The sequence below is a fragment of the Deinococcus sp. KSM4-11 genome, from assembly GCF_004801415.1.
In the GTDB taxonomy this organism is placed as follows: Bacteria; Deinococcota; Deinococci; order Deinococcales; family Deinococcaceae; genus Deinococcus.
Genome location: NZ_SSNX01000009.1, coordinates 1 through 21,173 on the forward strand (window position 1 = coordinate 1; position 21,173 = coordinate 21,173).

A 21,173-nucleotide genomic window follows, 5' to 3' on the forward strand; every position below is an offset into this window, starting at 1 on the left:
CCAAGGTAGATGTCGCGAGTTCGAATCTCGTCTCCCGCTCCACCCCCCCACCCCACCTCGGATGAGGTGGGGTCTTCTGCTGTCAGGGTGCTGTGTGCTGTGGCTGCTCCTCCACGCAGATACGGCACAATGCCCTGATGTTTGAATTTCAAGTCCAACACAGAGATGGGCGGGCCCGCGTCGGTCGGTTTCACACCCCGCGCGGCACCGTGTCCACGCCGATGTTCATGCCGGTCGGCACGCAGGGCACCGTGAAGGGGATCAGCCCTCAGGAACTGCAGGACATTCAGTCGCAGATGATCCTGGCCAACACGTACCATCTGATGCTGCGCCCGGGCGAGGCGCTGGTAGAAGCACACGGGGGCCTGCCCGGCTTCACGGCATATCCAGGGCCATTCCTGACGGATTCTGGCGGCTTCCAGGTCATGAGTCTGGGTCACATGCGGAAGATCACGGAGGCTGGTGTGACCTTCAAGAGCCATGTGGATGGCCGTCTGGTCGACCTGTCCCCCGAGCGGAGCATCGAGGTGCAGCAGGCTCTGGGGGCCGACGTGATCATGGCCTTCGACGAATGCCCCCCGTTCCCGGCGGAGCGTGACTACATTGAGCGCAGCCTGGAGCGCACGGTGCGCTGGCTGGAGCGCTGCCTGGTCGTGAAGTCACGTTCCGAGCAGGCCCTCTTCGCGATCGTGCAGGGGGGCATTCACCTGGACTTGCGTCAGCGGAGTCTGGAGCTGACCCTGCCCTTCGAGACGCCAGGATTTGCTATTGGCGGGCTGGCCGTGGGGGAAAGCAAGGCGGAGATGTACCCCGCGGTGGCCTTCACTGCGGAGCATCTGCCGGAGGAACGTCCCAGGTACCTGATGGGCGTGGGTCATCCAGAGGATCTGGTCGCGGGCATTGCCCTGGGTGTGGATATGTTCGACTGTGTGTATCCCACCCGCACGGGCCGCTTTGGCTATGCCCTGACCGATGACGGCCGTCTGAACATGAATTCCAGCGCTCCCCGTACCGAGCTTGGCCCCCTAGATCCGGAATGCGACTGCTATGCCTGTGCGCACTACAGCCGCGCTTACCTGTCGCATCTCGTCCGGGCCGAGGAGATGCTCGCGCCACGCATGCTGTCCTTGCACAACCTCCGCTACCTGCACCGGCTTGTGGAACGGGCGCGACGAGCGATTAAGGCAGGAACGCTGCATGAATGGGCGACGTCCTGGGGTCGGCGGTACTTTAAAGGAAACATTCCAGACTGGTTCGCGCAGGCGCTGGACACCGGAACTCGTGCGCCTGAGGAAAGCGGCTCCTGAGACGGATTTGGTTCCTCGACCGTGTCTGTACCGCGTCGCAGCGCTGAAGGATTCCTTCATCGATTCGTCAGGTAAAGACCATGTGGCGAAAAAGAGCGAATTTATGGGCATCTCAGGGTTGACCATCCTATGCTCATATGAGTATCATCCGTCTGATCTGACTTTTTCGAGACCACCAGGGATCGAGGGTCAGGTTGCGCGAGCGGAGCACCACGTGACACAGGTCGTGACCGGGAGAGGAAACCCGGCAACTCGCCCCACCGTCATGCTCAGGGTCACCGAACTGTTCCCCGCGCGCGACACTTTTTGGGGGTTCCATATGAAGAAAAGCCTGCTCATTCTCACCGCTGCACTGTCGTTCGGCATGGCGTCCGCCCAGACGGAAGCGCCTGCCAGCGCGCCCCAAGTGCCCAACCTGACCGACGTTCCCGCCGGTCACTGGGCCAAGGACGCGATCGACAAGCTCGTCAGCCGCGGCATCATCCTGGGCTACCCCGACGGTACGTACCGCGGCACCCAGAACCTGACGCGCTACGAAGCGGCCGTCATCATCGCCCGCCTGTTGGATCAGATCCGCACGGGCGAAACCCCGGCCAGCAGCATCGACGCCGACACCCTGGCCGCGCTGCAGAACGCCATCCAGGAACTCGCCGCCGACCTCGCCGCCCTGGGCGTGCGTGTCAGCGACCTGGAAGACAACGCCGTCAGCAAGGACGACTTCACCCGCCTGGAAAACCGCGTCGAGGAAGTCGCCGCGAGCCAGGGCGACGCCGAAGCCCTCGCCAACCTGCAGTCCCAGATCGACGAGCTGACCTCCCGCGCCGACGACTACGACACCCTGCGTGCCGACGTCGACGACAACGCCAGCTCCATCGCCGCCCTGAACGACCTCACCGTGCTGCTGAACCAGGACATCCTGAACCTGCAGGATCGCGTGAGCGCCGTTGAAGCCGCCCAGGCCGACCTAGTGCAGCGCGCCGACTTCGACGCCCTGTCCGGCCGCGTGGGCACCGTGGAAACCAAGGTCACGAGCCTTGACAACCGCGTCACGCAGCTCGAGAAGTACGCCTTCTCCATCAAGCCCAGCCTGAGTGCCACGTACTATGTGGCCCGCAGCAGCCGCGACATGGACTTCGACCGTCTGCTCCCCGGCACCGTGTTCAGCACGGGTGACGACGGCGACGCCGACACCAGCGACGCGCCCCGCGACTACGCCGACATGACCGGCAGCGCCGTGGCCGTGGGCGACACCACCGCCAACCACGCGCCCGCCGCGAGCAACTTCTACGGCTTCAGTACTGAAGCGATCGTCGACACCAACGGTGACGGCGTGCCCGACACCATCACCGGCCCCGCCGTGAACGTCGAAGGCTCCACCAGCATCGACTTCAGCATCGACTTCACCAACAGCGGGAAGCTCAACAGCACCAAGAGCGGCGTGACCGGGGCCTACGTGCCCAGCGCCGGTGCCCTGAACGTGAACGCGGTGGACATCAGCTTCGGCATCAAGGCCGGTCTGCCCAGCAACGATTACATCAGCGCGGCCGACTACGCCAACTACCCGGATGTCTACGACTCCAACAGCGGCATCACCTACCGCCCCCTGTTCTTCTACTTCAACAACGCGACCGCCTACTTCACTATCGGCAACGCGCCCGTCACGGTCCGCTTTGGCCAGGCCCTGAAGTTCCACTTCTCCGATTACATCGGTGACAACGACACTACCGGTCGCGGCGACGGCTTCATCGTCGACGTCGACGGCAGCACCGTGCCCGTGATCGGCGCCTTCAAGCCCACGCTGGAGTTCGTGTACGGCAGCAAGGGCGGGGCGAACGGCGATTACCAGTACTACCGCGGTGTGCGTGCCACCATCACCCCCTTCGGTAACCTGAAGGCTGGCATCAATGTGCTCAACGAGGGCCTCGACTACTCTGGCTTCGCCCTGGGTGCTGCTGGCCCCACCGACATCACAGACTTCGGCGCTGACCTGCACGGCACGCTCGGCGGCTTCCAGCTCGACAGCGAATACGCCCAGAGCCGCATCACCGACGCGGGTGTGACCAGCAATGAGCGCGCCTTCTATGCTAAGACCTCAGGCAGCCTCGGCCCGATCAAGATCTACGGCCTGAACTACCGCACCATCAGCGCGGGCTACGACAAGACCGCCGGCATCATGGAAGCGGATCCCACCGATACCGACAACGGCAGCACTGCGCCCTACGCGGCGGATCAGGCTGGCTTCGGCATCAAGGTTGGTGCGACCCTGGGCCCCGTGTCGGTCGGCGTCTACAACGACAACCAGACTGCCTACGGCGTCAGCCCCTTCGCGACCGCCAATGGTGAACCCACGGCCATCGTGGAACGTGGTGCGGGTGCTAAGGTCAGCCTGTTCAACCTGGTGACTGTGCGCGCCGCCTACGGCGAGTACCTGGCGGGCAGCAATGCTGGCCTGGGCGCTCCTTACGACGGTGAACAGGGCGCACGTTACTCCGTCCGTGCGGACGTCACGCCTGGCCTGGGGATCGGCATCGGCGTGTACTACCGCAACTTGACCATCAATGGTGCCAAGGCTCAGGACGATGCTGGCCTGTTCTCCAACGGCAAGTACAACAGCTACTTCCCCCTGACCAGCAACGACTTCACGGATCAGAGCGGCTGTGGCGACCAGCACCCCGGTATCAAGAGCACCGATACCGACGGCGTAGGACGCGCCCTGACCTTCACGCAGAATAGCTTCGCGGACTCGTACTGCTACAGCGAGTACGGTGTGGATCTGACCCACAACGGCAAGGACGCCAATGCCCTGGTCAAGGATCTGTCCTTCCGCGTCGGTTACGCGGGCCGTTACCGTAATTACACTGGTACCTACTCCAACAGCTTCATCTTTGGTGACGTGCTGTACGGCAAGAAGCTCGGTGCCTTCCAGGTCGACGTTAAGGGTGCCTTCGGTGTAAGCCGCTACACCGACGATGAACGAAACGGTACTGGTGCTGCCGGGATTGATGTCACTGCAGCCAACGGCGCAGCGAACAGCACATCTTTCGCTGCCGGCCTGAAGGTCGCGTCCGATCCGCTGGACATCATCTTTAAGCCCAGCTTCGAAGGTCAGCTCGGCTACTACAGCCGGAGCTATGACTACGGCGCTGCTGCTGATGCCGCGCATACCGACTACACGGCGACCGGCCTGAAGTACGTGGTGGGCGTCAAGCTCAACGACTTCCTGATGCCCAACACCAAGCTGGCCGTGTACTACGCCGGCTACCGTGGCCAGAACCGCGTGTACCAGCCCTACGCCTACACGACCAACGTCGTCAACGGGGGCAGTGACCTCGCGGGCCGTTTCGCCGATGCCAACACCGGCGCGATTGTCAGCCAGTCGCTGCTGTACGTGGAAGGCAACTACTACGACCTGTCCGTCGGCTACGGTGCGGGCAAGCTGTCGCTGCGCGACGCCGCTGGCACGCCCATCGTTCCGGACGCTGCGGGCTCCGTCTTCAAGATCAACTACAAGGTCACCTTCTAACCGAAGTCCTGACCGTGTACAGAGCCCCCGCTTCGGCGGGGGTTTTTGCTGTCTATGCGTGCCTGTGGCTATGTATGGGCAGGGACGGGCGGTACCCAGCGGCTACACTTGAAGCATGTTGCCTGTCTTCGGCCACCTGAATCCCGATACGGACGCGATCACGTCCGCGCTCGTCTACGCCCGCTTGCTGACCCGCCAGGGGACGGAGGCCCGCGCGTACCGACTGGGCGACCTGAACTTCGAGACGCCCTTCGTGTTGCGGGAAGCGGGTATAGATGCCCCCGAACTGCTCACGCTACTGCCTGCCGGCGCGGCGGTGGCGCTGGTCGATCACAACGAGTCCTCACAGTCCCTGCCGAATCTGGCTGAGCTGATGGTCACGCACGTCGTCGATCACCACAAGCTGGGCAACCTCAGCACGTCCCAGCCGCCCTACCTGCGATTCGAGCCGGTCGGCTGCACGGCCACCCTCCTGCTGAAGCTGCACCGAGAGGCGAACCTCACGGTGGAACCGCTCGACGCGAAGCTGATGCTGAGTGCGATCCTGAGCGACACCCTGCACTTCCGCAGTCCCACGACCACCCAGGACGACCGGGAGGCCGTGGCGTTCCTCGCGCCCATCGCGGGTGTGAACGACGTGGAGGCGTATGCGCTGGCGATGTTCGCCGCCAAGAGCGACCTGGGCGACACGCCCGCCGAGCAGCTCCTGAAGATGGATTACAAGGTCTTCCCGTTCGGCGAGCCCGCACAGCACTGGGGGCTGGGCGTGATCGAGACGACCAATCCCGCCTATGTGTTCGGGCGACAGGCCGAACTGCTGGCCGCCATGACCGCCGCCAAGGCGCAGGACGGTCTGGACGGAGTCCTGCTGAGCGTGGTGGACATCCTGAACGAGACCAACCGCATGCTGGTGCCCGACGATGCCGAGGCCGCCGTGGTGCGCGCGGCCTTTGGGGCACAGACGCAGGATCATGTGGCGGATCTGGGCAGCCGGATCAGCCGCAAGAAGCAGATCGTGCCCGCGCTGGAGAAGCACTTCGCGTCGTAAGCGAGCGGAGCAGGCCGGGGCCGGAATGCGGGTGTTCCGGCCCCGGCCTCTATCCTGGCGGGCATGACCCTTGGCGATGACCTGTCCTGGCTGTTCGCGCAGCAACGCTTTGGTGTGCGGCCCGGCCTGGAGCGTGTACGTGCCCTGCTGGCCCGGCTGGGTGAGCCGCAGGACGCGTACCGCGTCATTCTTGTGGGTGGAACGAACGGCAAGGGCAGCACCGCCGCGACCCTGGCCGCCATGCTGCGGGCCAGCGGCCTGTACGTGGGCCTGTTCACCAGTCCGCACCTGACGCGCTTCACCGAGCGCTTCCTGGTCGACGGCGCGGAGCTTCCGGAAGCGGTCGTGCAGGAGGCCCTGGCCCGGCTGCGTCCGGTGGCTGTGGAGCTGGAGGCGACCTTCTTCGAGATCGTGACGGCCCTGGGGGTGCTGCTGTTCGCGGAGGCTGGGGTGCAGGTGGCCGTCATGGAGGTCGGCCTGGGCGGTCGCCTGGACGCCACGAACGCCCTGAATCCTGAACTGAGCGTGGTCACAAACGTCGCCCTCGACCATACCGAGATCCTGGGGAAGACCCGCGAGGCCATCGCGACCGAGAAGGCCGGCATCCTGCGTGCCGGGCGGCCCGCCGTGACGGGAGTAGACATGACCCTGCTGCCGACCCTGCTGCAACGCGGCGCGGACGTCTGGGCGTTCGGCTGGCACTTCGGCGCGCAGGTGCAGCCTCTGGGCTGGGCGGGCTCCGACGTGACCGTCAGCACGCCCCGACAGACGCTGGTGTTCCGCACGCCGCTGCTGGGCGAGCATGGAGCGCGGAATGCGGCGCTGGCCGCTGTGGCGGCCTTTCGCCTGGGTGTGAGTCCGGACGCGATCCGCCAGGGCGCGGCGGCGACGGTCTGGCCGGGCCGCCTGGAGGTCGTGTCCTGGCGTGGTGGGCGCGTGCTGCTCGACGGCGCGCACAACCCGGCCGGCGCCGAGGCCCTGGCCGCTGCCCTGCGGGCGCTGGGCGTGGATCGACTGCCCATCGTCTTCGGTGCAGCGGGCGACAAGGACGTGAGCGGCGTGGCGGCGGCCCTGCATCCTCTGGCCGCGCAGGTCATCCTGACGCGCGCGGTGCTCAGCCCACGCGCGGCCGATCCGGCGACGCTGGCGCCGCTGTTCCCCGGCGTGTCAGTCACGCTGACCGACTCGCCGCAGCAGGCTCTGGCTGTCCTGGCCGAGCTGCACGCCCCCCTGGCCCTGGTGTGCGGCAGCCTGTATCTGATCGGCGAGGTGCGGCCCCTGCTCCTCAATGAGGCGGGCGAGGCGCGGGAGCGCTGGCAGTAGCGGACGGGTCGGTAAGCCGAATGGCGGAGCGCGGAAGGCCGGGCGGTAGCCTCTGGGGCATGACCGACACGTCCATGCAGGGCCTGCGCCGCCGCCTGGCCCAGATCAGCGACCTCCACTCGGCCGCCAGCCTGCTGTCCTGGGAACAGGAAACGATGATGCCTCCCGAAGCGGCCCGCGTGCGGGGGCTGCAACTCTCCACGCTGGCGGGCCTCGCGCACGAACAGTTCACCGACGCGCAGACCGGCGAGCTGCTGACGGCGGCGCAGCCGTCCGGTGAGGTCGAGGAGGCCATCGTCCGGGTGGCCCGCCGCGACCACGCCAAGGCCACACGGTTGCCGACCGCGTTCATCGAGGAAAAGACCCGCGCCCAGAACGAGGCGCACCATGCCTGGCTGGAGGCGCGGCAGCACAGCGACTTCAAGACCTTCGCCCCGCACCTGCGCACCATGATCGACCTTGCCCGCCGCGAGGCAGACCTGCTGGGCTTCGAGGAACACCCGTACGACGCGCTGCTGGATGCCTACGAGCCCGGCATGCGGGCTGCGCAGGTTCGCGCCGTGTTCGACGACCTGCGCGACCGGACGCTGCCCCTGGTGCGGCGCATCACGGCGGCCGGGGACGCGGCGGATTACACGGTGCTCACGCGGCCCTTCCCGCACGAGGCGCAGAAAGCCTTCGCATGGGACATCGCCGGCCGTGCCTTTGGCCTGAGCAGCAAGTTCGCCCGGCAGGACGAGAGCGCGCACCCGTTCCAGTCGAACTTCAGCCGCAGCGACCTGCGCATCACGACCCGCGTGCAGGACTACTGGCCCACCTGCTGTTTCGGCACGTGGCATGAAACCGGGCACGCCATGTACGAGCGCGGTGTGTCCGAGCGCTGGGAGCGCACGCCCGTGTCGCGCGGCGCGAGCCTGGGCGTCCACGAGAGCCAGTCGCGGATGTTCGAGAACCTGCTGGGTCGCAGCCTGCCCTTCTGGGAACGCTACTTTCCTGACCTGGAAAAAGCTGCGCCGCAGGTCACCGCCGGTCTGGACGCCCGGAGCCTGTACCGCGCGGTGAACCGCGTGCAGCCCAGCCTGATCCGTGTGGAGGCCGACGAGGTCACGTACAACTTCCACACGCTGCTGCGCTTCGAGCTGGAACTCGCGCTGCTGGAAGGCACGCTGGCCGTGAACGACCTGCCCGGAGCGTGGAACGCGAAGATGCAGGAGTACCTGGGCCTGACGCCGCCGGACGACGCGCAGGGTGTCTTACAGGACATCCACTGGTCGGCGGGTCTGATCGGGTACTTCCCCACCTACACGCTGGGCAACCTCCTGAGCGTGCAACTGCTGGAGGCCGCGCAAGGTGACCCGGCGGTCGCGGCGGGCGTCGCACAGGCCGAATACGGCCCCCTGCTGGCGTGGCTCACCGAGCATGTCCACCAGTACGGCCGCAGCCTGACTCCCGGCGAACTGACCGAGCGGGCCACCGGCCGTCCCCTCAGCGCCGATCCCTACGTGGCGTACCTGCATGCGAAATACGAGGACATCTACGGCCTGACGTCGGCGAAGGAGTAAGGACAGCGTCACAGGGCCGAGGCACTTCAAGCCCTCGGCCATGTGACGCTCGATGTAGCGCTGCGCTCACGGCAGCCGGATCACTGGTTCCCGCACAGGCGGGCGGCACTGGCCGGGGCCGGTGGGGCGTGGCGGGGGCGTGGTCTGTGGCGTCGAGGGGCATGCCGGTGGGATGGGGGTGGCGTGGTTCATCGGGCCCTCCGTCAGGGGCAGAGACGGGCGCAGGACGTCCGTGGGCGGGACGTCCTGCGGGCGTGACGACGGGGAGTTGGGCTTAGACCGCCTGTTTGCGTTCGGCCTGCGTGATCAGGTAGGCGCGGGTGGAGTTCAGCCACTGCTGCGCGATCCCGATATTGGGGTGCTGGCGGTCACGCAGCGCCGCGCTGCCCAGCGACAGGTGGCGTTCGATGCGGCGCACGGCCCCCAGGCCGCCGTCGTTCTCGACCTCAATCAGGGTGTTGATGATCTTGGTGGGGTGGGCGTAACCGAGCCGGATGCTTTCAGCGATGGTATCCAGGGCGCGCATGGTGGGACTCCTTCCAGCCGGGGCGGGCTGCGAGGTGAATGAAATCGGATCGGGAGTAAATTCCTCTGCTGATTACGATCATAGCAGAGCGGTGGGGGACATGCAAGAATTCACACCCCCTTATTCTGTCTTGACCGTACTGAAAAGCAGTGTTACACTCCGACCAAGGCTGCCCGATTCTGCCCACAGGCAAACGCCACCAGAACAGGGAAGCCCAGGCGGCACGCCACCCCAAACCCGCGCCCAGCGCGGATAAGCGGGCGGTGAGGCCACGCCGCAGCCAAGGAGGTGACACATGAAATTGCACGAACGACTCCGCGAACTCCGTAGCGAACGCGGGCTGCGGCTCAAAGACGTCGCCGAGACCGCCGGGATCAGCGTCCCGTACCTCAGCGACCTCGAACGTGGCCGCACCAACCCCAGCCTGGAAACCCTCCAGACCCTCGCCGGGGCCTACGTCATCACGGTGCACGACCTGCTCGAAGGCGTCGAGTTCTACGGCGCGAGCACCGAGGGCGCCCTGCCCAAGGGACTGGCCGACCTGGTGGCCGACGCCACGCTCGGGCCGCAGATCACGCCCGACTGGGTTCGCACCCTGTCGCGCATTGAACTGCGCGGCAAGCGCCCTCGCGACAAGCAGGACTGGTACGAGATCTACCTGCATCTGAAACGCATCCTGAACTGAGCTGATCCTTCCTGTCCCCCTGCCGCGCTGGTGGGGGGATTTGACGTGTTCAGGCACCCCTCTGCCGGGCGCGGAGCTGACCCCCGCCCAGCGCACGTCGCGGCGAGGACGTGCGCGGATGGCCAAAACACTCTATGATGCTGGGCGGCATGTCGCGCGCCCGCTCCCTGGATGGAGGGGCTGCGCCCGACACGGCACAGTGAAGAAACAAGCGCGGCCCTCCGACCCAGCCCACCTGCGGTGGAACATGGGCGGACACCGGGGCGCAGACGGGAGAAGAACGTGGCAGAGCTGATGAGCAGGGATGGCAATAAGGTGGAATTCAAGGTTTCGGTGCCGGCCGCCGAAGTGAACCGGGCCTACGATCAGGTGTGGGCGGGCCTCTCGCGTGACGTGCGCGTGCCCGGCTTCCGCCCCGGCAAGGCTCCCCGCAAGGTCATCGAGGGCCGCGTCGGGAAGGGCTACGTCGAGCAGGAAGTCCGTGACCGCCTGCTGCAGACCCACTACACCCAGGCGGCACGCGAGCTGAAGCTCAGCCTGGTGGACGCCACCATCGACCCGCAGCCCCTCGCGAGCGGTCAGGCCTTCGAGTTCAAGGTCAGTGGCGAAACCTACCCCGAGGTCAAACTCAGTGACTGGAGCGCGGCCGAGCTGACCTCGACCTCGCCCGAGATCACCGACGAGGTGCTGGAACGCACCCTCAGCGACCTTCAGGAACGCAACGCCACCTTCGACAGCGTCGACCGGCCCATCGAGGCCACCGACCAGGTCACCATCGAGGAACAGGGCGAGGATGGCGGCACGTACCCCGTGTACCTCGACGTCGCGGAACCCCATGTCCGTGAGGCTCTGCTGGGCAAGGCCAAGGGCGACACCGTGGAGATCACCGTGCCCGCGCACCAGCACGGCGACCACGAGCACCCCGAGCACACCGTGACCGTGAAGATCATGGATGTCAAGACCAAGCAGCTTCAGGAACTCGGCGACGACTTTGCCAAGAGCCTGAACTTCGAGTCCATGGATCGCCTGCGCACCGACCTGCGGGACGAACTGCAGCGCCGCGCCGCGCAGGAAGGCGACAGCGCCCGCCGCGAGGAATTCATCAACCACCTCGTCGACGGCATGCAGGTCACCATTCCGCAGGCGCTGCTCGACCGCCGCCGCGAGGCCATGCTGGAGGAAATCCAGGACGACCTGGGTCGCCAGGGCGTGAAGTGGGGCGAGTACGAGGCCTTCATGAAGGAGCAGAACAAGCTCGACGACTTCATGGCGGATCTCGCCAAGAACGCCGAATCCCGCGTGAAGCGCGATCTGGCCCTGGAACAGCTGGCCGAGGATCTGAAAGTGCAGGTCAGTGACAGTGAGTTCAACCAGACCATGACCCTGCTGGCCCAGTCGAACAACCTGACGCCGCAGGCCCTGCAAAAGCAGCTCGGGCCGAACGGCATCAACTCTTACTACACCAGCCTGGTGCGCGAGAAGGGCCTCCAGCAGGCGCTGGGGCAGCTCGGCAAGGGCGCCCGGGACGCGGCGGCGCCCGCCGCCGATGAAGCCAAGCCAGCCGAAGCTGAGGAAACCCCGGCCGAAGACACCAAGACCGAAGAGTAAGCGCGAGAGCGCAGTGTGGGGGCGCGTCCTGCGGGACAGCGCCCCCGCTCGTTTGCGGAAATCCTGTCCGGAATGGAGCCGAACCGCTGTCGCTCGACAGGGACAGCCCTATGGCCGGGCGACCCGGCCTCGGTCGAGCGCCCGGGCGTTCCGTGGTCTCCTGTGCTGGGCCATCATGTGGGCGAGGCCGGTGGAAGCGGCGCTGTCGATCCCTCTTCCCACAGGCCCTGACCAGCCGCCTTTCGTTCACCCGCACCCGTCGAGTCGAGGAGACACCATGGCCCGTGACATCGTCTTCACCACCAGAGCGGCGCTGCCGCCGCCGACCTACAGCCAGGCGGTCAGGGCGGCCGGCCTGGTGTTCGTTTCCGGCACCGCGCCCACGGATCCTGGAACCGGTGCTCTTAAGGGCACCACCATCCAGGAGCAGACCCGGCAGTGTCTGACCAACATCCAGGCCATCCTGAAGGAGGCCGGCAGTTCCCTGGACAAGGTCGTCAGTGTGACGGTCGTCCTTGCGGACGAGGACGATTTTGCCGGCATGAACGAGGAGTGGCTGCGGTGGTTCCCCGTGGATCCGCCGGCCCGGCAGGGGGCCAAGTTGCCAGTGCGTGTTCCTGGCCTGAAGGTCTCCATTGCGGCCATTGCTGAAGCTTGATCCGGCCTGTGGGCGACGCTCATGTGCGTGGATGAGGGTGCAGAAGTCATCCGCCACCGCGTGAACTGAATTCATTGAACGGCCGTTCAATGAATGTTAGGGTGCAGGACATGACCGCCGCCCCGACTCCCAGCCCCAGTCCTCTGCGCTCCGGCATCGGCATCACGGCGCTGGGCGCGTACGTGCCCGAACGCATGGTGCCGAACACCTACTTTGAGGCGCACCTGGACACCACCGCCGAGTGGATCGAGTCGCGCAGCGGCATCCGGGAACGTCGCTTCGCCGCGCCGGACCAGACGACCAGCACCCTGGGCCTCCTGGCCGTGCGGGACCTGCTCGCCCACCGACCCGGCGCCCTGAAGGACGTGGACAGCGTGATCTGCGCGACCAGCAGCCCAGACGCAATGTTCCCCAGCACCGCTGCCCTGATCGCCCGCGAGGTCGGTCTGGGGGGCGCGGCGGCCATGGACCTGAGTGTGGCCTGCTCGGGCTTCGTGTACGCCCTGAGCGTCGCGTACGGTCTGGTCGCGGGCGGCGTGGCGCGGAACGTGCTGGTGGTCGGCGCAGAGGTCATGAGCCGCGTGGTCGATCCGGACGACCGCTCGACCGCGATCCTGTTCGGCGATGGAGCGGGCGCGGTCGTGGTCGGCCCCGTCCCCGACGGCTACGGCTTCCAGGCCTTCGAGCTCGGGGCGGACGCGGCGGGCGGCCCGAGCCTGTTCCTGCGGGGCGTGGCGCCGCAGCTGCCGGGCGGGACGCCCATGGGCGCTTACCTCACACAGAATGGCCGCGAGGTCTTCAAGTTCGCGGTGCGCATGCTGGGCGACTGTGCCGACGCCGCCATGCGCCGCGCGGGCCTGCCGGACAGCGCCATCGACTGGCTGATTCCGCACCAGGCGAACGTGCGGATCATCGAGGCGGCCGTGCAGAGGCTCGGCCTGCCGCTCTCACGCACGGTCGTGAATCTCGACCGGTACGGGAACACCAGTTCCGCCAGCGTGCCCCTGGCCCTGGCCGAGGGCGTGCGCGACGGTCGCGTGCAGGACGGACAGCAGCTCGTGCTGGCGGGCTTCGGCGGTGGCCTGAGCTGGGGCGCGGCGGCCATGAAGTGGTGGGGTGGCGCGTCAGAATAAGGTGACGCTGGCCTCGCTGGCATTCTTCAGTGCCCGGCAAGTGCGGGCCACCAGTCGCACGTCGGGCGCCCGAACGGTGACGTCTTTTCCTCGCCTGTGTGGGCGGCACCGATGCGGCCGTCCAGTGTGGTCATGGTGGGCCTCAATTCCTGGTACGGATCGCGCGCATCCACGGGTTCCCCTTGCATACGGCCATTCGTTGAACGCCTGTTCAGGCAATGTTACGGTGGGGGTATGGACGCACCCACCGAACGCGCGGCGACCCGGCCCAGTCTGGGCATCACCGCGCTGGGCAGCTACGCGCCGCCCCGTATCGTCACGAACGCCGATTTCGAGGCGCGCATGGACACCACCGCCGAGTGGATCGAGTCGCGTACCGGTATCCGCGAGCGCCGCCACTCCGCGCCTGACGAGTTCACGTCGCACATGGGCGTGGGCGCCGTGCGCGATCTGCTGGCCCGCGATCCGGACGCCCTGCAAGACGTGGACGTGGTCATCTGCGCGACCGCCAGTCCCGACGCGCTGTTTCCCAGCACCGCCGCGTTGATCGCCGGGCAGGTGGGCCTCGCGGGTACCGGAGCCTTCGACCTCTCCACCGCGTGCTCGGGGTTCGTGTATGGGCTGAGCATGGCGCAGGGCCTGATCCTGGCCGGCACCGCCCGCCGCGTGCTCGTCATCGGCGGCGAGGTGCTCAGCAAGATCGTGGATCAGGACGACCGCGCGACCGCGATCCTGTTCGGGGACGGGGCAGGCGCGGCCGTGGTCGGCCCTGTGCCCGACGGCTACGGCTTCCAGGAGTTCATTCTGGGGGCCGACAGCGCGGGCGGCCCGGCCCTGTTCAAGGGCTGTATCGCAGATCGCCTGCCCGACGGCACCCGCATGGGCCCGAAGGCCGACATGAACGGCCGCGAGGTCTTCAAGTTCGCGGTGCGCGTCCTGGGCAACAGCGGTACCGAGGTGCTGAAAAAGACTGGCCTCACCAGCCGCGATGTGGACTGGGTGATTCCGCACCAGGCGAATATCCGGATCATTGAGGCGGCCATGGAACGCTTCGGGATTCCCATGGAGAAAACGGTGGTGAACCTCGACCGCTATGGCAACACGTCCAGCGCCACCATTCCCCTGGTGCTGCGTGAGGCGGTGGACGATGGCCGCGTGCGGGACGGCCAGCAACTCCTGCTCGTGGCCTTCGGTGGAGGGCTCTCGTGGGCGGCGGGCACCATGAAATGGTGGGGCGGCGCGCCGTCGCTCAGCGCCGTCGCCCAGGCGGAGGCCGTCGCATGACCGGTCAGCCGCGCATCGCCGCGTTGTTCCCTGGTCAGGGCTCGCACGCCATCGGGATGGGTGTGGACATCGCTGCCGCGTTCCCGGCCGCAGGGGAGACGTACGCCACGGCCGACGCCACCCTGCCCGGCCTGCGCGCCCTGATCGAGTCCGGCCCGATGGAGGATCTGACCCTGACGGCCAACCAGCAGCCCGCCCTGGTCGCCGCCAGCGTGGCCGCGTACCGTGCGTGGGCCGCGCAGACGGGCCTGCGCCCCGCCTTCGCGGCCGGGCACTCGCTAGGCGAGTATTCCGCGCTGGTCGCCAGCGGCGCGCTTGATCTGGCGGCCGCGCTCAAGCTCACACGCAGGCGTGGAGAACTCATGCAGGCGGCGGTGCCAGTGGGCGTGGGGGCCATGAGCGCCATCATGGGCGACCCCGCCGTGGTGCAGGACGTCTGCGCGGCCCAGAGTGGCGTCGTCCAGCCCGCGAACTTCAACGCGCCCACCCAGACCGTGATCTCCGGCGAGAAGGCCGCCGTGGAAGCCGCCGGGGCCGAACTGAAAACGCGCGGCCTGAAGGCCATTCCCCTGAAGGTCAGCGCCCCCTTCCACTGCGCCCTGATGCAACCCGCGCAGGACGGCCTGACGCCGGAGCTGAACGCCACCACCTTTCACGAACCCGCGTATCCCGTCTTCGCGAACGTGACGGCTCAGCCGAACATGGACGCCGCCGCCCTGCCCGGCCTGCTCGCGCGGCAGATCACGGGCGCGGTGCGCTGGGTGGAGATCATCCAGGCGTTGCACGCCGCTGGGGCTGACGTGTTCGTCGAATTCGGCCCCGGTACGGTGCTCAGCGGCCTCGTGAAGCGCATCCTGCCAGACGCCCGCACCATCAACGTCGGCACGGCTGTGCAGGTACAGGACTTCACACTGTGAACCGCGCGCCTGCCGCCACCTGACCGCTGAACCGCCGGGCTTCTCCGCATCACGACCTTTGACCTCTCACCGGCACGACCAGCGATGGCCCGAGTGGCCAGCCTCAAGGAACTCCATGACCGATACTCCCCAACGTAAAGTCGCCCTGGTGACCGGCAGCAGCCGGGGCCTGGGGCGCGCCATGGCCCTCGCACTCGCCCACGCCGGCTTCGATATTGCCGTTCACTACGGCCGCAATGCCGACGAGGCCGCGAAGGTGGCCGACGAGATCCGCGCTCACGGCGTGAATGCCGAGGTGTTCGGGGCTGACCTGACCACGCCCGCGAATGCCGGCACGCTGGTCGAGGACGTCATCAAGGGCATGGGCCGCCTGGACGTGCTCGTGAACAACGCCGGTATCACCCGCGACGGCCTGGCGATCCGCATGAAGGACGAGGACTGGGACGCCGTGATCCAGACCAACCTGTCGAGCGCCTTCATGGCCTGCCGCGCCGCCCTGAAGCACATGATGCGGGCGCGTTCCGGGCGGATCGTCAACATCGCGTCCGTGGTGGGCCTGAGCGGCAATCCCGGTCAGGCGAACTACGTGGCCAGCAAGGCCGGGCTGATTGGCCTGACCAGGGCTCTGGCCAAGGAGTACGGCGGGCGGGGTATCACCGTGAACGCCATCGCGCCCGGATTTATTCAGAGCGACATGACGGCCGAACTCTCGGAGGACGTGCGGAGCGGGTACCTGAAGGACATCCCGCTGGGCCGCTTCGGGCAGCCGGACGAGGTGGCCGCCGTGGTCGCCTTCCTCGCGTCGGATGCCGCCGGGTACGTCACTGGGCAGACCATCGGCGTGGACGGCGGACTGCACCCCAGCTGAGCGCCCGGGCGCCTTTGCACCCCGTTCAGAAGCGGTGACTGTGGCGCGGAACACGTGTAGACTGGCGCAGACTTCAAGGACAGGAGGTACGAAACAATGGCGACTTTTGATGATGTGAAGGACGTGATCGTCGAGAAACTCGGCGTGGACGCGGATAAGGTGGTGCCCGAGGCCCGCTTCGTGGAGGATCTGGGTGCCGACAGCCTGGAGACCGTCGAGCTGATCATGGGTCTGGAAGACAAGTTCGGCGTGACCATCAGCGACGAGGATGCCGAGAGCATCCGCACCGTGCAGGCCGCTGTCGATTACATCGAGAACAAGCAGTAAACGCGCGTCCCGCCGCTTTGTACGGGTGGGAATGACAGTCGGGGCGGGGCGCGGTGCAAGCCGTGTCCTGCCCTGATGCGCTGCGCCTGATTGACAGGGGAGGCATGCCTTGAGCGTGACGGGATTGAAACGGGTGGTCATCACGGGGCTGGGCCCGGTGACCCCCATCGGGATCGGAGCCCAGGCGTTCGCGCAGGCACAACGGGCCGGGAAGAGCGGAGTGGTGGCCATCACGCGCTTCGACGCGAGCGACACGGCCAGCAAGATCGCCGGTGAGGTGCAGGGTAGCCTGGACGAGTGGATCGATCCGCGCGAGGCCCGCAAACTCGACCGCTACGTGCAGCTGGCCCTGGTCGGCGCGGAACTGGCCGTGAAGGACAGCGGCCTGACCGAGGAGGAGCTGCGCGGCGAGCGCACCGGCACGGTGATCGGCAGCGGGATCGGCGGCATGAAGACCTTCGAGGATCAGGCGCGCGTGAACGTGGAACGCGGTCCGGGGCGCATCAGCCCCATGTTCATTCCGATGCAGATCGCGAACATGGGCGCCGGGCACGTCGCCATGCGCTTCGGCGCGACCGGCCCGAGCAGCACGGTCGTGACCGCCTGCGCGACCGGTACCGGGGCCATCGGCGACGCCGCCCGCTGGATCCAGCTGGGGCTGGCGGACGTCATGCTGGCCGGCGGGGCGGAGGCGAGCATCACGCAGATGGCGGTGGGCGGCTTCTCGAACATGAAGGCGCTCTCGACCCGCAACGACGACCCGCAGCATGCCAGCCGACCCTTTTCCGCCACCCGTGACGGCTTCGTGCTGGGCGAGGGCGCGGGCGTCGTGGTGCTCGAGGAATACGAGCACGCGGTCAAGCGGGGTGCGAGGATCTACGCGGAGGTGGTCGGGTACGGCACCAGCGCGGACGCTCACCACATCACCATGCCCGCTCCCGAGGGACGCGGCGCGCAGGTGGCCATGCGCATGGCCCTGGCGACCGGGGGCGTGAACCCCGAGCAGGTCGGGTATATCAACGCGCACGGCACGAGCACGTACTACAACGACCTGCACGAAACGCAGGGCATCAAGCACGTGTTCGGCGACCACGCCGCGAAGCTGGCGATCAGCTCCACCAAGTCCATGACCGGGCACCTGCTCGGCGCGGCCGGGGCCATCGAGGCCATCGCGTCCGCGCAGGCCCTCGCGGACGGCGTCCTGCCGCCGACCATCAACCTCACGGATCCCGATCCGGAACTCGGCCTGGATTACATCCCGGAAGGGGCGCGCGAGCAGCAGGTGGAGTACGCGCTCTCGAACTCCTTCGCGTTCGGCGGCCAGAACGCCGCGCTGCTGTTCAAGCGCGTCTGATGCGCGGCGGGCGGCGGGGTCGGGATGCGCACGGGGCATCCGGCCCCGCTGCCCCGTTTCAGCCCTGGTTTAATAGGACATCGAAGGCTGAAGCGGTGGCCCCGCCACCCCTCAACCACTGACCTCGCCCTGACCACCCGCTGCTCTTCTTCCAAGGAGTCATGACTGTGCCCCGCCAGACCACCGCTGCCCCCACCTCCACCACCGACCTGCCCCGCTCGGAGCCCCGCAAAGGGAAGGGACGCCGGCCTGGCAATGGCGTGCGGGACGCGGCAGACACGGCGGGCAGCACACACAGCACGGTCGCGAACGCGGACAGCCGCTACCTGAACCGTGAACTGTCGTGGCTGGCCTTCAACGAGCGGGTGCTGGCCGAGGCGCGCGATTCCCGGAACCCGCCGCTGGAACGCCTGAAGTACGCCGCGATCTGCGGCAGCAACCTGGACGAGTTCTTCATGGTGCGCGTGGCGGGCGTGCACCGTCAGATCGCGGCGGGCGTCAGTACGCCCGGGCCGGACGGCCTGAGCCCCCTGGAGACGCTGAACCTGGTGCGGCGGCGCACGCACGAGATGTTGCGCGAGATCGAGAAGGCCGCCCGCAAGACCCTGAAGGAACTGGCCGTGGACGGCGTGAAGCTCATGCGCGTGCAGGATCTGGGCAAGCGCGCCCGCGCGGCCCTGCGCGAGCAGTACCTGTCGCAGATCCAGCCGGTACTCACGCCACTGATCGTGGATCCCAGCCACCCGTTTCCGTACCTCAGCAACCTCAGCCTGAACCTCGCGGTGCTGCTGGAGGCCGGGGATGAGGAACCGGATTTCGCGCGCGTGAAGATCCCGGTGGGCGTGCTGCCGCGCATCGTGATGGTGGGCGACACGCTGCTGCTGCTCGAGGACGTGATCGCCACGCACATCGGGGAGCTGTTCAAGGGCCGCCAGGTGCTGGCCGCACACGTGTTCCGCGTGACCCGCAACACCGACTACGAGTTCGAGGAGGAGGAGGCCGAGGACCTGCTCGCCACCATCGAGGACGGCCTGCGCCGCCGCCGTTTTGGCGCGGCCGTGCGGCTGGAGGTCGTGCAGGGCACGCCGCCCAGCATCGTGACCTTCCTCAAGGACCGGTTGCACCTCGCTGCCGACGACATCTTCCTGCTGGACGGCCCGCTCGGCACCGCCGACCTGATGGGCCTGCCCGTGACCCGCCCCGAACTGGCCTACCCGCCCTACGTGCCTGCGGTGCCCGACCTCGACCAGGATGAGGAGGGCGGCATGTTCACGACCCTCCGGCGCGGGGACGTGCTGCTGCACCATCCGTACGACGGGTTCACGAACGTCCTGAACTTTCTGGAGGAGGCTGCCCGCGATCCGCAGGTGCTGGCCATCAAGCAGACGCTGTACCGCACCGGCGACGATCCCCGGTTGCTGGGCGCGCTGCGCGAGGCGGCCGAGAACGGCAAGCAGGTCGTGGCCATGATCGAACTTAAGGCGAGGTTCGACGAGCAGCGCAACATCTCCTGGGCGCGCAAGCTGGAGCACGCGGGCGCGCACGTCGTGTACGGCATGGCGGGCCTCAAGACGCACGCCAAGGTGGCGCTGGTCGTCCGGCGTGAGGAGGGCGGCCTGCGGCGGTACATGCACATCGGCAGCGGGAACTACAACCCGAAGACTGCCCGCCTGTACACGGACTTCAGCCTGCTCTCGGCCGACCCGGAACTCGGCGCGGACATCGCGGAACTGTTCAACCACCTGACCGGGTACGCGGAGGCCGAGTACCTGCACCTGCTGGTCGCGCCGGACACCGCCCGCGCGGGCTTCGAGGCCCTGTTGGAACGCGAATCCCGTCACGCCGACGACGGCCACGACGCCTGGGTGCGCGTGAAGGTGAACCAGCTGACCGATCCGGCCATGATCGAGGCGCTGTACCGCGCGTCGGCGGCGGGCGTGCGCGTGGAACTGATCATCCGGGGCGTGTGCTGCCTGCGCCCCGGCCTGGAGGGCCTGTCGGCGAACATCCGCGTGCGCTCGCTGCTGGGCCGCTACCTGGAGCACGCCCGCCTGTATGCCTTCGGGAACGCCGGGCAGCCAGAGGTGTACTTCGGCAGCGCCGACTGGATGAGCCGCAACCTCGACCGCCGCGTCGAGGTGATCGCGCCGGTGCTGGACGACACCCACCGCGACCACCTGCTGCGGATCATGGACACCGAATGGTCGGATCAGCGCGGCTCGTGGGAACTGTGTACGGGCGGCGAGTACGAGAAACTGGGCGGCGAGTTCAGCGCCCAGCAGACCTTCGCCCGCGCCCGCCACCCGGAACTGCCCGAAAGCTGAGCGGCCGATGACCGATGCCATCACCATCCGGCGCGTAATGGAACCCGGCGATCCGGCGATTGCCGCCTTCGGGGTGTTGCAGAACCGCACGTACTTCGAGCCTGACATGCTGATCCCCGCCGGGTTCATCGAGCGGCTGCTCAGGTGGCAAACGCCGCAGCGTCAGAACCTGCTGCTGGTGGCGGAGCGCTCCGGCCAAGTGGTGGGCGGCACGCTGTTCCACGCCTTCCGTGGGCCGGGCACGGGCTTCTCCAGCTACATGGCCACCGCCCAGGAGGTACGCGGCCAGGGCGTGGCCCGGCGGCTGCACGACGCGCGCATGGCGGCGCTGGACGGAGCCGTCGGCGGGCGCGTGGCCGGCGTGTTCATCGATGTGGTCGCTCCGGATCGTCTGACTCCCCAGGAACTGGAGGAGGAACGCGCCGTGGACTCCGATCCGGTTCGGCGGCGCGCGGTCTTCGGGCACCTGGGCTTCCGGCAGGTGGACGTGGCCTACCAGCAGCCCACCGGTGGCGAGCAGGGCGGCCCCGTCACGAACATGGATCTGCTGTACTGCCCGCACGACCCCGCCACCACCGTTCCGGTTCACCTGGTGCTGGACACCATGCGCGCCTACTGGCAGGACTGGTTGGGCGAGCACCGGACACAGAGGGCGCTGAATGCCCTGGCCGCACAGGCCCAGCCGGACGGCACCTTCCGGCTGACCGATCCGACAGGGGCCTGAGC

General features: G+C 67.5%; 17 protein-coding genes. 16 read left to right on the forward strand and 1 reads right to left on the reverse strand.

Annotated elements, in window-relative coordinates:
• The first annotated feature begins 137 nt into the window (after positions 1-137).
• From tgt to E7T09_RS19065, 5 genes are all read left to right on the forward strand, one after another.
• On the forward strand, positions 138-1,307 hold the full coding sequence (gene tgt / locus E7T09_RS19045; protein WP_136390794.1) for a tRNA guanosine(34) transglycosylase Tgt: 1,170 nt from the start codon (positions 138-140) through the stop codon (positions 1,305-1,307).
• A 319-nt stretch (positions 1,308-1,626) separates the two neighbouring features.
• Positions 1,627-4,830 carry an S-layer homology domain-containing protein gene (locus tag E7T09_RS19050; protein WP_136390795.1) on the forward strand — a complete coding sequence of 1,068 codons (3,204 nt, stop codon included), beginning with the start codon at positions 1,627-1,629 and terminating at the stop codon, positions 4,828-4,830.
• Between the two features lie 115 nt (positions 4,831-4,945).
• Complete coding sequence (locus E7T09_RS19055; protein WP_136390796.1) at positions 4,946-5,878, forward strand: manganese-dependent inorganic pyrophosphatase; 933 nt, start codon at positions 4,946-4,948, stop codon at positions 5,876-5,878.
• A gap of 63 nt (positions 5,879-5,941) precedes the next feature.
• On the forward strand, positions 5,942-7,201 hold the full coding sequence (locus E7T09_RS19060; RefSeq protein ID WP_136390797.1) for a folylpolyglutamate synthase/dihydrofolate synthase family protein: 1,260 nt from the start codon (positions 5,942-5,944) through the stop codon (positions 7,199-7,201).
• 59 nt (positions 7,202-7,260) lie between these two features.
• The gene (locus tag E7T09_RS19065) at positions 7,261-8,763 is read left to right on the forward strand and encodes a carboxypeptidase M32 (RefSeq protein WP_136390798.1); all 1,503 of its coding nucleotides are present in this window, start codon (positions 7,261-7,263) and stop codon (positions 8,761-8,763) included.
• A gap of 274 nt (positions 8,764-9,037) precedes the next feature.
• On the opposite strand, the gene E7T09_RS19070 is transcribed toward E7T09_RS19065, so the two are convergent.
• Positions 9,038-9,289, reverse strand: a complete 252-nt coding sequence (locus tag E7T09_RS19070) for a hypothetical protein (RefSeq protein ID WP_136390799.1) — start codon at positions 9,287-9,289, stop codon at positions 9,038-9,040.
• 295 nt (positions 9,290-9,584) lie between these two features.
• On the opposite strand from E7T09_RS19070, the gene E7T09_RS19075 reads away from it, so the two are divergent.
• The 11 genes from E7T09_RS19075 to E7T09_RS19125 all read left to right on the forward strand — a co-directional run bounded on the left by E7T09_RS19075 (position 9,585) and on the right by E7T09_RS19125 (position 21,171).
• Positions 9,585-9,974, forward strand: a complete 390-nt coding sequence (locus E7T09_RS19075) for a helix-turn-helix domain-containing protein (RefSeq protein WP_103312249.1) — start codon at positions 9,585-9,587, stop codon at positions 9,972-9,974.
• Positions 9,975-10,256: 282 nt separating this feature from the next.
• Entirely contained in the window at positions 10,257-11,582 is a 1,326-nt protein-coding gene (gene tig / locus E7T09_RS19080) for a trigger factor (RefSeq protein WP_136390800.1), read from the forward strand.
• A 277-nt stretch (positions 11,583-11,859) separates the two neighbouring features.
• Complete coding sequence (locus tag E7T09_RS19085) at positions 11,860-12,240, forward strand: RidA family protein (RefSeq protein WP_136390801.1); 381 nt, start codon at positions 11,860-11,862, stop codon at positions 12,238-12,240.
• Between the two features lie 110 nt (positions 12,241-12,350).
• A complete protein-coding gene (locus tag E7T09_RS19090) occupies positions 12,351-13,373 on the forward strand; it encodes a beta-ketoacyl-ACP synthase III (protein ID WP_136390802.1) in 1,023 nt (340 codons plus the stop codon).
• 234 nt (positions 13,374-13,607) lie between these two features.
• The gene (locus tag E7T09_RS19095) at positions 13,608-14,657 is read left to right on the forward strand and encodes a beta-ketoacyl-ACP synthase III (protein ID WP_136390803.1); all 1,050 of its coding nucleotides are present in this window, start codon (positions 13,608-13,610) and stop codon (positions 14,655-14,657) included.
• Positions 14,654-15,574, forward strand: a complete 921-nt coding sequence (gene fabD / locus E7T09_RS19100; RefSeq protein WP_136390804.1) for an ACP S-malonyltransferase — start codon at positions 14,654-14,656, stop codon at positions 15,572-15,574. The genes E7T09_RS19095 and fabD overlap by 4 nt, the downstream gene beginning before the upstream one ends.
• 115 nt (positions 15,575-15,689) lie before the next feature.
• Positions 15,690-16,442 (forward strand): 3-oxoacyl-[acyl-carrier-protein] reductase, encoded by a 753-nt coding sequence (gene fabG / locus E7T09_RS19105; protein WP_136390805.1) that lies wholly within the window; start codon positions 15,690-15,692, stop codon positions 16,440-16,442.
• A gap of 96 nt (positions 16,443-16,538) precedes the next feature.
• Positions 16,539-16,769, forward strand: coding sequence for an acyl carrier protein (gene acpP, locus E7T09_RS19110; protein WP_136390806.1), 231 nt, complete (start codon positions 16,539-16,541; stop codon positions 16,767-16,769).
• 109 nt (positions 16,770-16,878) lie between these two features.
• Positions 16,879-18,123: a beta-ketoacyl-ACP synthase II gene (fabF, locus tag E7T09_RS19115; RefSeq protein ID WP_136390807.1), complete on the forward strand. Its 1,245-nt coding sequence runs from the start codon at positions 16,879-16,881 to the stop codon at positions 18,121-18,123.
• 161 nt (positions 18,124-18,284) lie between these two features.
• Entirely contained in the window at positions 18,285-20,447 is a 2,163-nt protein-coding gene (gene ppk1 / locus E7T09_RS19120; protein WP_136390808.1) for a polyphosphate kinase 1, read from the forward strand.
• A 7-nt stretch (positions 20,448-20,454) separates the two neighbouring features.
• Positions 20,455-21,171 (forward strand): GNAT family N-acetyltransferase, encoded by a 717-nt coding sequence (locus E7T09_RS19125; RefSeq protein WP_136390809.1) that lies wholly within the window; start codon positions 20,455-20,457, stop codon positions 21,169-21,171.
• Positions 21,172-21,173: the final 2 nt, after the last annotated feature.

What these genes read in the sequence shown, in the direction of transcription:
- E7T09_RS19060 (WP_136390797.1), top strand. Translation starts at nt 5,942, where the DNA reads ATGACCCTTGGCGATGACCTGTCCTGGCTGTTCGCGCAGCAACGCTTT.
- tgt (WP_136390794.1), top strand. Translation starts at nt 138, where the DNA reads ATGTTTGAATTTCAAGTCCAACACAGAGATGGGCGGGCCCGCGTCGGT.
- E7T09_RS19125 (WP_136390809.1), top strand. Translation starts at nt 20,455, where the DNA reads ATGACCGATGCCATCACCATCCGGCGCGTAATGGAACCCGGCGATCCG.
- fabD (WP_136390804.1), top strand. Translation starts at nt 14,654, where the DNA reads ATGACCGGTCAGCCGCGCATCGCCGCGTTGTTCCCTGGTCAGGGCTCG.
- fabG (WP_136390805.1), top strand. Translation starts at nt 15,690, where the DNA reads ATGACCGATACTCCCCAACGTAAAGTCGCCCTGGTGACCGGCAGCAGC.
- E7T09_RS19090 (WP_136390802.1), top strand. Translation starts at nt 12,351, where the DNA reads ATGACCGCCGCCCCGACTCCCAGCCCCAGTCCTCTGCGCTCCGGCATC.
- E7T09_RS19075 (WP_103312249.1), top strand. Translation starts at nt 9,585, where the DNA reads ATGAAATTGCACGAACGACTCCGCGAACTCCGTAGCGAACGCGGGCTG.
- E7T09_RS19070 (WP_136390799.1), bottom strand. Translation starts at nt 9,289, where the DNA reads ATGCGCGCCCTGGATACCATCGCTGAAAGCATCCGGCTCGGTTACGCC.
- acpP (WP_136390806.1), top strand. Translation starts at nt 16,539, where the DNA reads ATGGCGACTTTTGATGATGTGAAGGACGTGATCGTCGAGAAACTCGGC.
- E7T09_RS19085 (WP_136390801.1), top strand. Translation starts at nt 11,860, where the DNA reads ATGGCCCGTGACATCGTCTTCACCACCAGAGCGGCGCTGCCGCCGCCG.
- E7T09_RS19095 (WP_136390803.1), top strand. Translation starts at nt 13,608, where the DNA reads ATGGACGCACCCACCGAACGCGCGGCGACCCGGCCCAGTCTGGGCATC.
- E7T09_RS19055 (WP_136390796.1), top strand. Translation starts at nt 4,946, where the DNA reads ATGTTGCCTGTCTTCGGCCACCTGAATCCCGATACGGACGCGATCACG.
- E7T09_RS19050 (WP_136390795.1), top strand. Translation starts at nt 1,627, where the DNA reads ATGAAGAAAAGCCTGCTCATTCTCACCGCTGCACTGTCGTTCGGCATG.
- E7T09_RS19065 (WP_136390798.1), top strand. Translation starts at nt 7,261, where the DNA reads ATGACCGACACGTCCATGCAGGGCCTGCGCCGCCGCCTGGCCCAGATC.
- ppk1 (WP_136390808.1), top strand. Translation starts at nt 18,285, where the DNA reads ATGACTGTGCCCCGCCAGACCACCGCTGCCCCCACCTCCACCACCGAC.